Source organism: Ruegeria sp. HKCCD6647-2 (genome assembly GCF_057221075.1).
Genome location: NZ_JBWVBD010000002.1, coordinates 251,108 through 264,730 on the forward strand (window position 1 = coordinate 251,108; position 13,623 = coordinate 264,730).

Consider the following 13,623-nt stretch of genomic DNA (forward strand, 5'->3'; position numbering starts at 1 on the left):
ATTGTAGCAGGTTCAATGCGATAAAATCGAAGTGTAAAACTCAGGTCTTTCCTGCGGCGCTTCTGTTTGCCACGAATTGCTGAAACCGGCCAGAGGTGCCGCCAACACGGTATCGTTGGACCAGGCGGCGGGCGAGGACAATAGTGCTGCGCGGGGTTTGCCTGTTGCGCGCCAGTCTGCAAGCTGTGCGATCCCGTCTTCTCCCAAAGCCCGAATTTCGACGTCGGTGGTCGCCGGGCCGGTCAGGATCCAGCGATTGTCCCACAGCTCTCCGGGGCGCACCGTGTGGTTGGCGACGGCGTTTAGTTCTCTGCAAATCCAAGTCTTTTTGCCTTCGGGGATCAGGATGCAGCCCCCAAGGGTGGCCGCCGTGGCCGCCGAAATGGCTCGCAGTGCCTGATCTGTCGCACTGCGCCGCGGCGCGTATTCACCGCTTGCAATCCACAGGATCGTAGCCACCAGAATACGGCGGCGAATTTCGTCCGGCAGTGCCTCGAAGCCGGCGCAATCGATGCATAGATCCCCATCCTCAACCTGCACCACCCGGCGAGCGGACTCCTGCGCATATTGCGCCAATGCCTCACGCGCTTGTGCCAGGTTATCAGCCACTCGTGACAGGGATTCCGCCGTTATTCCAATCTGATCCAGCCCGGATAGTGCCGTTCGCGCCTTGATCCGATCAAACCGTTGGTCCTGATTCGAAGGGTCATCGATCCAACTGATGCCTTCCGCCCGCAGGTAGTTCCGCAGATGCTCCCGGGTTGTCGACAACAAGGGACGCAGCAATTTGATGCCGCCTTCCAATCGCATCGGTGCCATTGCCGACAGGCCCGACACCCCAGACGCACGCGCCAGCCGCATCAGAACGGTTTCCGCCTGATCATCCGCCGTATGGCCCAGCGCAATCGCTTCGAGCCCAAGCTCGTTTGCCCATTGGATCAGCAATCGGTATCTTGCGCGGCGGGCCGCATCCTGCAGATTGCCGGTGCCGTCCCAGCCGCTCCACCTGAGTGTCTCATGCGGGATATTCCAACCCCGTGCCAGTGCCGCCACTGTCTTCGCCTCAACGGCCGAGTCCGGTCGCAGACCATGATCCACAGTCGCAGCAAACACCTCCGCCTGCTCGCGCCGTGCTACATCGGTCAGCAGGCGCAGCAGAGCCGTCGAGTCACTGCCGCCGGACACCGCAACACCCAATCGTTGCGGTAGCGGGTCAGGCAAGCGCGCGCTGAGTTCATAGCGAAGAGTTTCGGCGTCAGAGGTCAAGAACAGCCCAGCGATGCCATTTCCTGTGCGGCAGAACCGGCCGGGGCCGAAGTCGGGAAGCGTACACCCACTTCACCCAGTGTTATGCAGGCCTGATCGGTTTGCCCCAAACGTCCAAGCGCCGCGCCCAGTTCGAACAACGCTTCGGGTGCCAATGGGCCTTCGGAATCGCCGGTAAAGCTGGCCAGAAATGCTTTTGCCGCTTCGCGTGTATCCCCCAGGCCCTCAAGGGCCTGTCCACGCCGCAAGTTGGCGCGCGGGGCCAGCGGGCTGCCGGGATAGGACAGGTCGAATTGAGAAAACAGATCCGCCGCTGTCTGGAAATCTCCATCCGCCAACGCCTGCGCAGCTGCGTCGAAATCAGCCTGTTCGCCTACGGCCAGCTCTCCCTGCTCGGCAACGGACGGTTGCACAGGTGTCGGAGCCGCCGTCACTGCAATCTGGTCGTCCCCGCCTAAGGTAGTCGTTTCGCCCAATGTACTGAGGTCGCCGCCCTCGAGCTCGACCAGGCGAAATTCCAGGTCACCTATCCGATTGGTGCCGTCGGTGACAATGCTTTGCACACGTTGATTCAACTGCTCGGTCTGGCGCGTCAGACGCTGCAACTCGGCCTCGATGGCGTCTACGCGCTCCAGCACAGAACTGCCGGACAGATTTGGCGCCGGAGAGCCCGTTGTCGAGAACTCGCGCTTCAGACGCTGGATTTCCACATGAAGCACCGTCAGTTCCTGCCGGATATCTGCCAGCGTCTGCTGATCCTGCGCCTGTGCCACACCAGCGACGGTCACCACCGCCGCCAGTACCAAACCTGCAATTCGCATCGTCTTACCCCAGTGTTGAGCCGGTCAGCACCGTGACCGCCCGGCGGTTCTTGGCATAGCATTCTTCGGTACTGCAAATCTCGATCGGGCGTTCCTTGCCATAGCTGACGGTTTGCAGACGGTTCCCCGCAACGCCGCGCGAGATCAGGAATTCCCGGGCTGCGTTCGCCCGCCGCGCACCCAGGGCGAGGTTGTATTCCCGCGTGCCCTGCTCGTCCGCGTGCCCTTCGATTGTGGCCACGTAGTCCGGGTTGGCCAACAGCCAGTCCGCCTGTCCTTGCAAAATGGTCTGCGCCTGCGGAGACAGCGTCGACTGGTCCACGGCGAACAGCACGCGATCCCCGACCGTTTGCTGGAAATAGGCTGGCGAACGCGGGTCGCTTGGCGATCCCGGAACCAGAGCACCGCTGCCACCTGCACCGCCGCCCAATGCCGAAGGATCGTTGTTCGTACAGGCGGCTATCAGGGCCAGCGCGCCCACCGCCGCGAATTTGCTCAGAAGTTTCATCTCAATGCCTCGTGTTCCGTTTTGTTTATTGACGTCTCTACTAGCATAGCGCGAGTTTCTTGTGAACTTTGACGACCCGCTGCCGTCGATCAATTCTGCAGTGGCCCCCAGGACGGGTCGCTGCCGCCATCCGGTGTGCGCACCGGACGAAGATTGCGCCCCGAAATATCGACCGAATAAAGCGAGGATCGCCCGCTGGCACCCTGCGTTTCCCGTGTGAACATGATAACGCGCCCGTTGGGCGACCAGGTCGGGCCCTCATCAAGGAAAGAAGCCGTCAGAAGACGCTCTTCACTGCCGTCCGCACGCATGACACCGATATGAAACCGGCCTTTGTTTTGTTTGGTAAAGGCAATCAGATCACCGCGCGGCGACCAGACCGGGGTACCATAGCGACCCTGACCGAAACTGATCCGCGTCGCCTCACCACCGCTTGCAGGCATTATGTACAGCTGCGGCGAACCCGAACGGTCGCTTTCGAACACGATCTGGCTTCCGTCCGGAGCGTAGCTGGGCGCGGTTTCAATCGCCGGCGTGTTGGTCAAACGCACGCTTTGGCCCGAGGCCAGATCCATTTTCCACAGATCCGTATTGCCACCTTGCGTCAGCGAATAAACGATAGACCGTCCATCTGGCGAAAAACGCGGAGAGAAGCTCATCGTGCCTTCCTGCGTTTTCAGCGCCTGCTGCCGCACCCGGGCGACGTCCATCACGTAGATACTCGGTTGGCCAGATTCATAGCTGGTGTACAGCAACCGGTCGCCCGAGGGAGAGAACCGAGGAGCAAGCACGATTGCTGCGCTGTCGGTCAGGTATTGAACGTTTGCACCGTCATAATCCATGATTGCCAGCCGCTTGCGCCGCTGATCCTTCGGCCCGCTTTCCGAAATGAAGGCGACACGGCTGTCGAAATAGCCTCCCTCGCCGGTGATCCGACTATAGACCTGATCGGCGACCTTGTGCGCCATGCGCCGCCACCCCTCAGTGGTGCCCGCGAACTGCAACCCGTTGCCCAATTCCTGGCCCGAGAATACATCCCAAACCCGGAACCGCACCGTCAGTCGCTTGCCCGAGACATTGACCGCCCCGGTCACCAATGCTTGCGCATTGATCGCCTTCCAGTCAGCAAACTGGACGGGGGCGTCGAAACTGCTGACCCGGCTGATGAAAGCATCCGAAGAAATCTCGCGGAACAACCCGGTTCCCGTCAGATCCTCTGCTACCACGCGCGAGATGTCCTGCGCATATTGGGCCGCGGCTGCGCTGTCTGGCACGAAGCTCGGCACCGCGAAAGGCATCGGCTCAATGATCCCCTCGTCGATTTCCAGACGCAGCGGTCCGCTTTGCGCGTAAACCGGTGCCGCCAGCAACGAAAGGCCAACAAAGAGGCTGGTCAGAAGTTTCATCATTTGATCCGCATCCTCTCGGGATTGAATGTAATCTCAATATCCTGCCAATGGTCGAATTTGTCAGCAGGCAGGGTGTATCCTTTGGCCCCGCAGCGTAAAATCGCGCGCCGGGCGGCCTCATAGGCTTGTTTCGCAGACGAAGCCGTACCGCCGGTACTGTCCAGCATCCGCATACTACCGCCCACCACCTTACCGTCACGGGACAGCGAGAATCCAACAACAACAACCGTTTGCAGGGCGTCCGTCGACAGCGACCCGACGTTCCAGCACCTTGACACGGCCAGACGCATGGCGTCCTTTTCACCACTGGTCAGGGGTGGGCCAGAGGGTTCGCTGCTCTGACCGAGCGCCTGGGCCAACGCGTCGTCGATGGCTTGCTGGTTGTTTTGTGCGGGCTCTTCCGCAGGTTCGGCGGATTCCGCGACTTCAGGCTGAGCCGGTGGCTGGGGGCGATTGGGCCGTGTACGGGGTCGTGGAGACGTCAGGGGCGACGTTTCGTTTGTCTCCTCCGCCTCGGTCACGATTTGATCGGTGGCTTCTTCCGGCGCGGTCTCATCCTGCTGTTCCTGTTGGGTTTCGGCCCCGTCGTCCAACGAGACGGGTGGCGTCTCAACGTCATCCAGTTTGACATCGGGCGGTGGCGGCGCGACGGGTTCCGGAGCAACCCTGTCCACCGGACGAGGCTGGGCCTCGGGGCCGGGTGGCACCGGCAATACCGCAACCTCGGTTTCAGGTTGCTCCAATGTCGGCGGTTCTTCGGTCAGTTCAGGCTCGGGGGCTATTTCAACGGATTCCGGTTCGGGTTCAGGCTCGGGTTCGTCGGGTGTGGTTGTCTCGGGGCTTGGTTGCACCACCTCCGTCGGCAGCGGAGCATTGATTTCAACCTCGGGCTCTGCGGGTTGTTGCAGGTCGGTGGGCGGTGCCGGGACTTGCGGCGCCTCGCGCTGGGCAGTCATGGACGCGAATTGCTCAGACGATATCAGGGATACATCCTGCACCGCCATCGGCAGCGGCTCGGACCGAAAGGTCCCGCCGAACAGCGCCCAGCTGATCAGGCTGACATGCGCAATCGCCGAAATCTTGGTGCCGGTCTCCACCGTGCGACCTCACTCTCCACCATCGTCCAGCGTCGGCCCGCCAGTATCGGTCACAAGGCCCACATTGGAGAACCCACCCGCATTCAGCGCGCCCATAACCTGCATCACCTGCGCGTACGGGATCGCGCCATCGGCCCGCAGGAACACGCGGTCACTGCTGCGTTCTGCTGCAATCGCGCGCAGTTTTCCAATCAACTCTTCGCGCAGAATATCGGTTGTCTGTATCTGCACCCTGCCATCAGCCGTCAGTGTCACTGTCAGCGGTTCTTCGCTGTCGCCGGGCAGAGCACTGGCAGCCGTCTTCGGCAAATCCACGGGCACACCGACCGTCAACAGTGGTGCCGCCACCATGAAGATAATCAGCAACACCAGCATGACATCCACGAAAGGTGTCACATTGATCTCGGACATTGGGTTGGCGCGACCACGCCGACGCCCGCGCCGACGCCCGTTCCCACCAGAAGGTTGTTGTACCGCCGCGCCCATTTCAGCTGTCCAACTGGCGCGACAGGATGGTGGCGAACTCGTCGGCAAAGGCCTCGTAGCCATTGACGATGCGATCGCTGTCCGCGCTCAACTTGTTGTAGAAGATCACTGCCGGGATCGCCGCCAGCAGGCCAAGACCCGTCGCCAGCAGTGCCTCGGCAATACCGGGCGCCACAACGGCAAGGTTCGTGTTTTGCTGCTCGGCAATCTCGATGAAGGCGTTCATGATGCCCCAAACGGTGCCAAACAGGCCGATAAAGGGCGCGGTCGAACCGACCGTGGCCAGAATGGGCAGACCTTTTTGCAGGGTTTCGGCTTCTTTCGCAATGGCCACATCCATCGAACGGTCAATCCGTGCTGTGGCGCCTGCGATCAACCCACCATCCGTCCGATGCGAGCGTCGCCATTCGATCATACCGGCTGCGAAAATCTTTTCTGAGCTTCCATCGGGTTGAGTCCCGATCTGCTCGAACAGCTCGTCCAGCGGATTACCTGACCAGAATGATTCATCAAACACCTGCGCCTCGCGCCGAGCGGACCGATAGTTGATCAGCTTTTGAATGATGATCGCCCACGACCAAAAAGATGCGACCACCAGGATCAGCATCACCACCTTGACGATAAATGTCGCGCGGGCAAACAGCCCCCACATGGAGAAATCGATCTCCTGCGCCAGCGCCAGCGTTTCAGCTTCCATGAACCTGCTCTTTATTAAATGCCTGACAGCCATTTGGCCTTGTTTTGCCAAACGCTAACGCAGTTGGTCATGAAATGCCAACAGAACCACCCTGGCTGGCCATTTTGTTACAGCAATGCGCGAATCTCTGCCGGAAGCCGCACTGGTTTGCCCTGATCGTTCATGCATACCGCTGTGACAACTGCGCGAAAAACCTCAGTATCGCCGCGTTTGACCAATTGCGACATGGTCAAACGCACACCTGAGATCGATACAACACCCGTCTCGATCGTCAGCTCGTCATCGAATTTTGCAGAAGCCAGATAATCTGCCTCGATCCGGCGCACGACCCAGACGACACCTGCATCCCGCATGGCGTTCTGATCGTTGCCCAGGTTTCTGACCCAGTCCGACCGGGCGCGCTCGATGAATTTGAGGTAGTTCGCGTGATAGACCACGCCGCCCATGTCGGTGTCTTCATAATATACGCGGACCGAGTAGGTGTGCGTGTGTTTTCCGGCAGATTTTTCATCCATGCTGACAAGTCCGGCAAATCTGTTGGCGACAATTCTACTGGCACGACAAGGCCATTTCCCCACAGGGATGCACGCATGTGGCACGACCTGCAATCCCGGATTTCAATGCTTTACTCGAAATCCGCGCGGCGAGCGTCTAGGGTTTGCCTTATCATTTGACGCAGAATGGACGCACGCATGGTTCAGGCCGCACAGAAAAAGACCGGGACACATCTGCCGGTTCTGCAGGGGGTGCTGCCGTTCAACCGGACGCGCCTGCCGACCGAAATCCTTGCCGGGCTTACTTTCGCATGCCTCGCGATCCCAGAGGTGATGGGCTACACTAAAATCGCCGGAACACCTGTCGTTACAGGGCTTTACACGATCCTTATTCCGATGGCCCTGTTTGCGATTTTCGGATCGTCCCGACATCTGGTGGTGGGCGCGGATTCGGCCACGGCGGCAATCACCGCGTCGGCATTGGCGGGAATGGCGGTTTCTGGAACGTCCGAATACCTGGCTCTGGCCTCCCTTCTGGCGCTGATGGCGGCGGTGCTTTTGATTGCCGCCCGGATTATCGGATTAGGCTTTCTGGCTGACTTTCTGTCCAGAACGGTACTTGTCGGTTTCCTGACTGGCGTCGGCATTCAAGTTGCGACGGGCGAGTTGCCGGGGATGCTTGGGATAAAGGTCACCGGCCACGGAACGGTTGAGAAACTTCAGGGAACTTTTCAGAACATCGATCAGGCCAGTTGGTCGACGCTGGCGGTTTCCATGGCTGTGTTATTCATCGTCGTGGGCTGCACGCGGTTATCCAGGAAAATCCCGGGCCCCCTGATCGCTATTCTCGGCGTGATCCTGTGCAGTTGGGCCTTCAATTTCGATACGTTCGATATCGCCCTTCTGGGCGCGGTACCGGGTGGTTTGCCCTCCCTCTCGCTGCCCGATGTCGACTGGAACTGGTCTTTGTTCAAACAGCTGCTCCCCACTGCGGCTTCAATCTTTGTCGTCATACTCGCGCAGAGTGCCGCCACCTCGCGCGCCTACGCAGCCCGGTATGAGGAGAAGTTCGACGAGAACACCGACCTCGTCGGGCTGGGTCTCGCCAATTTGGGGGCCGCCTTTACAGGCACGTTCGTGGTCAACGGCAGTCCAACCAAGACTGAAATGGTGGCCAGCGCCGGTGGTCGCAGCCAGCTCGCACAACTGACGACCGTGGCCATTGTGCTGGTGGTAATTCTGTTTCTCACCGGCCCCCTCGCCTATCTTCCCAATGCCGCACTTTCGGCCATCGTGTTTCTGATCGGCGTCAAGTTGATCGACGTGCGTGGGCTTGCGCGGATTTACCGTCAAGCCCGGTCAGAATTCTGGATTGCAACGGGAACAGCCGCCGTTGTCGTGATTGTCGGTGTTGAACAAGGAATCCTCTTTGCCATGGTCCTTTCGCTCATCGACCACACGCGCCGGGGATATCGACCGAAAAACTCTGTGATCGTCAAAAATGAAACCGGTGGCTGGCACGCAAAAGCTCTCGAGCAGCCAAACCAGTTCGAACCCGGCCTGGTGATCTATCGGTTCTCTCACAGCTTGTACTACGCCAACACGCAGCGCCTATCCGATGACATCAACATGATCATCCAAAACGCCAAATCGCCCGTTAACTGGATATGCATCGACGCATCTTCTGTGGATGATGTGGATTTCACGGCCGGCTATACGCTCCGATCTGTTCACGAGGCCTTGCAGGAAAAAAACATCGAGCTGGTGTTTGTTTATGTTGAACCCGACGTCAAAGCAGAATTGGATCGGTATGGTGTAAGTGCTCTGGTTGGAGAAGCCGCGTTTTTCGACAGCGGAACTGACCTCCTGCACGCCTTTCACAATCGCAAGGGCGATATTGCCAGCGGACATTGACCGAAGGCGGCAAAGACCGCCGCCTACTGTGGCAGCTCCAGCCTGGCAAACAGACGCAATGCATGGGATGGGTCCTGCGCGGCCCCCGGCAAAACCGGATCATACGCCGCGCGGATCAGCGCAGCTATTTCCGGGCGCAGAATCGTTGCATCCCCTGCGATTGCCAACGGGGATTTACTTCGAAAGGCGATGTCCGACCACAACAGAATTGTCTGCACAACCTGGCTCAGGGCCAAAGTCTCGGCCGGAACCTTCGACAACTCTGCGTCCATCTTCAAAAAGACAAAAGCAGCTCGAATGGCGCCGTCTTCCTCAAACCGAAATATGCGATACTGATTGGCCTCAGCAGCAACCAATCGATCCACTAGCGGCGCGAGGTCCGGGATCAGCCGATCCAGATCGGGGACCGCAAGCAATTCCTGCCACTCGCGAAAGAAGAAGACCATGCAGTTGGCACCAAGCTCCGGGTCGGTTTCAGCCATCTTGTGACCGGCCAGGGTCACAACGGCCTCGAACGCCCCTTTCACCGTGGACAGGGTTTCGTCCTCGACACCAAATACGATGGGAACGATCGGCCGCCCCCAGCGCGCAAACAGGAACTCACCGCTTTCGCGGGTGAACAGCACCTCGATTTCTTCCGGTGTCACGCCCAACCCTTCATCTTTTCAAAAATACTCTCGCCGAAGGCTTAAGATCTAAAAGGGCCAGCTTCAACCAAACAGATCGTTTTGGCCTCTGGGCGCAGCCATCCCCAAATGCGCCCATGCTTTCTGCGCCAGCATTCGTCCGCGCGGCGTACGCTGGATCAACCCTTGCTGCAGCAAAAAGGGTTCAATGACTTCCTCCAGTGAATCCCGACTTTCAGACAACGCAGCCGAGAGCGTCTCGATCCCCACAGGACCACCCGCATAGTTTTCGGCAATCAGTTTCAGATACCGCCGATCCGCACCATCCAACCCCAGATTGTCGACACCCAAGCGGGTCAACGCTCCGTCGGCCAATTCTCGCGTGATCCGCCCGTCTCCTTCAACAATGGCGAAATCCACCACGCGCCGCAGCAGCCGCCCCGCGATCCGGGGCGTTCCCCGCGACCGCCGGGCAATCTCGCGCGCGCCATCGTTATCTGCCGGCGCGCCGAGTTTACGGGCGTTTCGGGTGACGATCTCGTGCAGCTCGTCCACCGTATAGAATTGCAGCCGCGTCGGAATGCCGAAGCGGTCACGCAGCGGCGTGGTCAACAACCCCATCCGCGTCGTCGCCCCAACCAGCGTAAAGGGCTGCAATTCGATTCTCACCGTGCGTGCCGCCGGGCCTTCACCGATCACCAGATCCAGCTCGAAATCTTCCATCGCCGGATACAGCACCTCTTCGACCGCCGGGTTCAGCCGATGGATCTCGTCAATGAACAGTACATCGCGCGCTTCCAGATTGGTCAGGATCGCCGCCAGATCCCCCGCCTTGGCCAGCACCGGCCCCGAGGTCATGCGGAAATTCACCCCCAGCTCGCGCGCCATGATCTGCGCCAGCGTGGTCTTGCCCAGGCCCGGAGGACCATGGAACAGCGTGTGATCCATCGCCTCGCCCCGCTGACGCGCGGACTGGATGAATATGCGCAGATTGGCTCGCGCTTCCGCCTGGCCGATGAATTCATCGAGGCCCTGAGGGCGCAATGCGCGGTCATTGTCTTCCGGCAATGGCTCGGGGCGCAGGGCGGGGTCGGCATCAACCATCTTCTCAACCTTTCGGAGCCAATAGTTTCAAAGCGGCGCGGATCAGGTCGGCCTCGCCTGCGTCGGGCGTGCTTGCCGCAGCCTCCGCAACGGCGGATGCGGCTTCGGATGGTCCATAGCCCAGATTGGACAGGGCAGACAACGCACCCGCCGAGGCCGCCGCCGCCCCCGAGGTCGGCCTGGCTGCGCGTTTGGGCACAAGAGCCGGCTCAGCCAGTTCGACAACGTCGAGGTCCGGGCCGTCCATCGCTTCGGCTACCGTACCCCCCATGGCCATAACGCCCGGCGCCTTGTCCTTGAGATCCAGTACGATCCTCTGCGCCGTTTTCGGGCCGACGCCCTTGGCCGCCTTGACGGCACCCCAGTCACCCAGGGCAATTGCGCGACTGACACCGTCCGGTCCCAGCGCACTGAGAATGGCCAGCGAAACCTTGGCACCGACACCCTGTACCGAACACAGCAAACGGTGCCATTCTTTTTCGATCAACGACAGAAAGCCATAAAGCTGCATCAGGTCTTCCCGGACGACCATGTCGGTGTAAATCGATACGGCTTCTCCGACACCCGGCAAGGCGGCCATGGTCCGGTCGGAACAATAAACGATGTACCCGACGCCGCGCACGTCGATCAGCACGTGATCCGCCGCACGGTAATCCAATCGCCCTGTCAACTTGCCGATCATGCCCGCACCTCTTTCAACCGCGCCTGCTGAGATTTTCCGTAATAGGCGTGGCAGATCGCAATCGCCAGGGCATCCGCCGCATCCGCTCCTCTGGGCTGGCACCCCGGCAGCTGAAGCTTGACCATGTGAAGAACCTGCTCTTTTTCCGCGTGCCCTACCCCAACCACAGTTTTCTTGACCCTGTTGGGCGCATATTCCCCCACCGGCAGCCCGGCCTGAGCCAGCGTCAGCAAGGCAACGCCACGCGCCTGACCCAGCTTGAGCGTTCCCGCACCGTCCTTATTGACAAATGTCTGTTCGATTGCGGCCTGATCCGGCTGATGTTCGGCAATGACTTCGACAATCTGGTTGTGCAGCGACAGCAGGCGTTCCCCCAGATCGTCCCCGTCCGACTTGCACAATCCATTTGAAACGTGACTCAGGCGGCTGCCATTTGATTCGATGACGCCCCATCCCAGGGTCCTAAGCCCCGGATCAATGCCCAGAATCCGCATGTTTTGCCTCGGCCTGCTCGGGTTTTCCTGATCTTTTTTACCGATTAGCACGAAACATGAACATTTTCCAAGCGAATTGACCTCACGGCTAAAAACGACACATCTGTTCCGCTGGCGACAAAGAGGACTGTTTTCGACCTCGAATGGTCTGGAATCGACCCGTTTCATTAAGGCATTTTCACCAATTATTTAAGGGGATTACAGGTTCTCAGAGCATTGCAGAAACTGCATAGGACACATGCAAAAAATGCTCTTGCACGGGTAATTCGACATCACTAGATGCCCGGCAGATCGCAAGATCAAAGCTTAACACAAACCAGAAGGAAACAGGATATGGCTGCACTGGACACTACCCGCATCGCCTCCACTGGCTCGTTCGGCCTCGTTGGCCGTATCGGCGCAATTTTCGTATCGGCGGTGAGCGCCGTTGTGGAATGGAACGACGCCCGCGTAACCCGCAACGCGCTGAGCGGTCTGACCGACCGTGAACTGGAAGATATCGGCCTGTGCCGCGGTGACATCGACGTTGTCGCCGAAGGTCGCCGGTAAGGCTGTTACAGCCGCCACTCACATGCCCCTTCCTCCTCCCTGTGGGGCAAGAAAGAACACCGCATGCTGCAAAGCACGCGGTGTTTTTTTTCCAATAGGAGATGTATCGGGCGGGTCAGTACCAGAGTTTGACGAATTGCACCGACAGAAATTCGGATACCGGGTCGATCTGCATGATCCAGGCGCCGGCTTTTTCTACTGACGTTCCTGCGTTCAGACTGTCTACGCGGTCCTGATAGGTCGAGGCCCCGAGGTGGAACAGCAAGAACGCTTTAAACGCAAAAAAGCCAACCAGGGCCAGGATCAACACACGCGCTGGAATCGCCGAACGCACCCGCTGCGGCTTCATCACAACCAACCCGTCCGAGCGCATGGTCGCACGGTATCCGCGGTTCAGCTTTTGATGTTTCTTGGACAGACGCGTAATGCGCTGATTGAATTCCAGTTGTTTTCCAGTCATGGCAGCCTCCGAAAACCGCCCCCCGATTGCATCCAGTAAGGTTAGGAACAGAATGCGACAAAAGAGTGGCGAGACTCCAGAAAACTCCCGTAAATGGTCTAATTTTGGCCCTGTTTCGTTAAGATTAGCGTCGTCCATTCACCAATTTCGCCCCTCCGAGCCAAATTGAACCCATTTTGAGCATAAACAGACAGCACGTCGTCAGCCTGCTCATTCAGGATTCCGGACAGAATCGCCTGCCCTTCAGCGCGCAAATTGCTCGATATTTCGGGCGCCAGCACAACGAGAGGGCCTTTCAGGATATTGGCAAAAATTAAGTCATAAGGCGCGTGGGACTGCAGGTCGGGATGATCAAATCCCGCGGCTTCGACACAGTGAACCTTTCCGGCCATACCGTTTGCTTTCAGGTTTGCCTCTGCCACGTCGACAGCCACCTGATCGATGTCACTGGCCAGGATGTCGCCGTCCCACACCCGCGCCGCGGCCATGGCCAAAACTGCTGTGCCACAGCCGATATCGGCCACTTTGGTGGCCGAGAATCCCTGATCCAACAGCCAGTCCAGCGCCTTGAGGCAACCCAAAGTGGTGCCATGGTGGCCGGTGCCGAACGCCATGGCCGCCTCGATCAACAAGGGAATGCCGTCGTCGGGAACCTTGTCCGCGTCGTGGCTGCCATGGACAAAGAACCGGCCCGCCTCGACCGGAGCCAGTTCGCGGCGCACATGAGCCACCCAATCGGTTTCGGGCAATTCCGAAACCACAAAGGGCTTGGCTTCGAATGCGGCGGCCAAAACGGCCAGCGCCGTTTCATCCGGGGTTTCGGTGAAATAGCCTCCGACCTCCCACAATCCCGACCCGTCTTCGACCTCGAACACGCCAATGCCGGTGGGTTCGGGTTCAAGACGTTCCATCGCTTCACCCAATCCTTCTGCGGCAGTTTTACCGGTCAGGGTGGTCAGCGCGGTAAATGTGGGCATGGGGGCCTCCTGTCTAAGCTGCATCAGCGCCTAGGGCGA

General features: G+C 59.3%; 16 protein-coding genes. 2 read left to right on the forward strand and 14 right to left on the reverse strand.

The window, feature by feature from the left end; translation table 11 throughout:
- Positions 1-12: 12 nt before the first annotated feature.
- The 8 genes from tilS to ybgC all read right to left on the reverse strand — a co-directional run bounded on the left by tilS (position 13) and on the right by ybgC (position 6,799).
- The gene (gene tilS, locus AC2TDJ_RS07315; protein WP_480840725.1) at positions 13-1,266 is read right to left on the reverse strand and encodes a tRNA lysidine(34) synthetase TilS; all 1,254 of its coding nucleotides are present in this window, start codon (positions 1,264-1,266) and stop codon (positions 13-15) included.
- Positions 1,263-2,087, reverse strand: coding sequence for a tol-pal system protein YbgF (gene ybgF, locus AC2TDJ_RS07320; protein ID WP_480840727.1), 825 nt, complete (start codon positions 2,085-2,087; stop codon positions 1,263-1,265). Before ybgF ends, tilS begins: the two co-directional genes overlap by 4 nt.
- 4 nt (positions 2,088-2,091) lie before the next feature.
- Entirely contained in the window at positions 2,092-2,595 is a 504-nt protein-coding gene (pal, locus tag AC2TDJ_RS07325) for a peptidoglycan-associated lipoprotein Pal (protein WP_480840729.1), read from the reverse strand.
- Positions 2,596-2,684: 89 nt separating this feature from the next.
- Complete coding sequence (gene tolB, locus AC2TDJ_RS07330; RefSeq protein WP_480840731.1) at positions 2,685-4,004, reverse strand: Tol-Pal system beta propeller repeat protein TolB; 1,320 nt, start codon at positions 4,002-4,004, stop codon at positions 2,685-2,687.
- The gene (locus tag AC2TDJ_RS07335; RefSeq protein ID WP_480840733.1) at positions 4,001-5,101 is read right to left on the reverse strand and encodes an energy transducer TonB; all 1,101 of its coding nucleotides are present in this window, start codon (positions 5,099-5,101) and stop codon (positions 4,001-4,003) included. Before AC2TDJ_RS07335 ends, tolB begins: the two co-directional genes overlap by 4 nt.
- A 9-nt stretch (positions 5,102-5,110) precedes the next feature.
- Positions 5,111-5,587 (reverse strand): protein TolR, encoded by a 477-nt coding sequence (tolR, locus tag AC2TDJ_RS07340; protein ID WP_480840735.1) that lies wholly within the window; start codon positions 5,585-5,587, stop codon positions 5,111-5,113.
- 1 nt (position 5,588) lies between these two features.
- A complete protein-coding gene (tolQ, locus tag AC2TDJ_RS07345; RefSeq protein WP_480840737.1) occupies positions 5,589-6,284 on the reverse strand; it encodes a protein TolQ in 696 nt (231 codons plus the stop codon).
- A gap of 107 nt (positions 6,285-6,391) precedes the next feature.
- Entirely contained in the window at positions 6,392-6,799 is a 408-nt protein-coding gene (ybgC, locus tag AC2TDJ_RS07350; RefSeq protein WP_480840739.1) for a tol-pal system-associated acyl-CoA thioesterase, read from the reverse strand.
- Between the two features lie 165 nt (positions 6,800-6,964).
- Between ybgC and AC2TDJ_RS07355 the strand changes: the two genes are divergently transcribed.
- Entirely contained in the window at positions 6,965-8,692 is a 1,728-nt protein-coding gene (locus AC2TDJ_RS07355; RefSeq protein ID WP_480840741.1) for a SulP family inorganic anion transporter, read from the forward strand.
- Between the two features lie 23 nt (positions 8,693-8,715).
- On the opposite strand, the gene AC2TDJ_RS07360 is transcribed toward AC2TDJ_RS07355, so the two are convergent.
- The 4 genes from AC2TDJ_RS07360 to ruvC form a co-directional block, all read right to left on the reverse strand.
- Positions 8,716-9,339 carry a hypothetical protein gene (locus AC2TDJ_RS07360; protein WP_480840743.1) on the reverse strand — a complete coding sequence of 208 codons (624 nt, stop codon included), beginning with the start codon at positions 9,337-9,339 and terminating at the stop codon, positions 8,716-8,718.
- A 63-nt stretch (positions 9,340-9,402) separates the two neighbouring features.
- Positions 9,403-10,422 carry a Holliday junction branch migration DNA helicase RuvB gene (gene ruvB, locus AC2TDJ_RS07365; RefSeq protein WP_480840744.1) on the reverse strand — a complete coding sequence of 340 codons (1,020 nt, stop codon included), beginning with the start codon at positions 10,420-10,422 and terminating at the stop codon, positions 9,403-9,405.
- A 4-nt stretch (positions 10,423-10,426) separates the two neighbouring features.
- A complete protein-coding gene (gene ruvA, locus AC2TDJ_RS07370; protein WP_480840746.1) occupies positions 10,427-11,104 on the reverse strand; it encodes a Holliday junction branch migration protein RuvA in 678 nt (225 codons plus the stop codon).
- Positions 11,101-11,598 (reverse strand): crossover junction endodeoxyribonuclease RuvC, encoded by a 498-nt coding sequence (gene ruvC, locus AC2TDJ_RS07375; RefSeq protein WP_480840748.1) that lies wholly within the window; start codon positions 11,596-11,598, stop codon positions 11,101-11,103. Before ruvC ends, ruvA begins: the two co-directional genes overlap by 4 nt.
- A 333-nt stretch (positions 11,599-11,931) precedes the next feature.
- On the opposite strand from ruvC, the gene AC2TDJ_RS07380 reads away from it, so the two are divergent.
- The gene (locus AC2TDJ_RS07380) at positions 11,932-12,147 is read left to right on the forward strand and encodes a DUF1127 domain-containing protein (RefSeq protein ID WP_480840750.1); all 216 of its coding nucleotides are present in this window, start codon (positions 11,932-11,934) and stop codon (positions 12,145-12,147) included.
- A 115-nt stretch (positions 12,148-12,262) separates the two neighbouring features.
- Here the strand turns inward: AC2TDJ_RS07380 and AC2TDJ_RS07385 are convergent, their stop codons facing one another.
- Both AC2TDJ_RS07385 and AC2TDJ_RS07390 read right to left on the reverse strand, forming a co-directional pair.
- Positions 12,263-12,607 carry a hypothetical protein gene (locus AC2TDJ_RS07385; RefSeq protein ID WP_480840752.1) on the reverse strand — a complete coding sequence of 115 codons (345 nt, stop codon included), beginning with the start codon at positions 12,605-12,607 and terminating at the stop codon, positions 12,263-12,265.
- A gap of 98 nt (positions 12,608-12,705) precedes the next feature.
- Positions 12,706-13,584 (reverse strand): 50S ribosomal protein L11 methyltransferase, encoded by an 879-nt coding sequence (locus tag AC2TDJ_RS07390; protein WP_480840754.1) that lies wholly within the window; start codon positions 13,582-13,584, stop codon positions 12,706-12,708.
- Between the last annotated feature and the right edge of the window lie 39 nt (positions 13,585-13,623).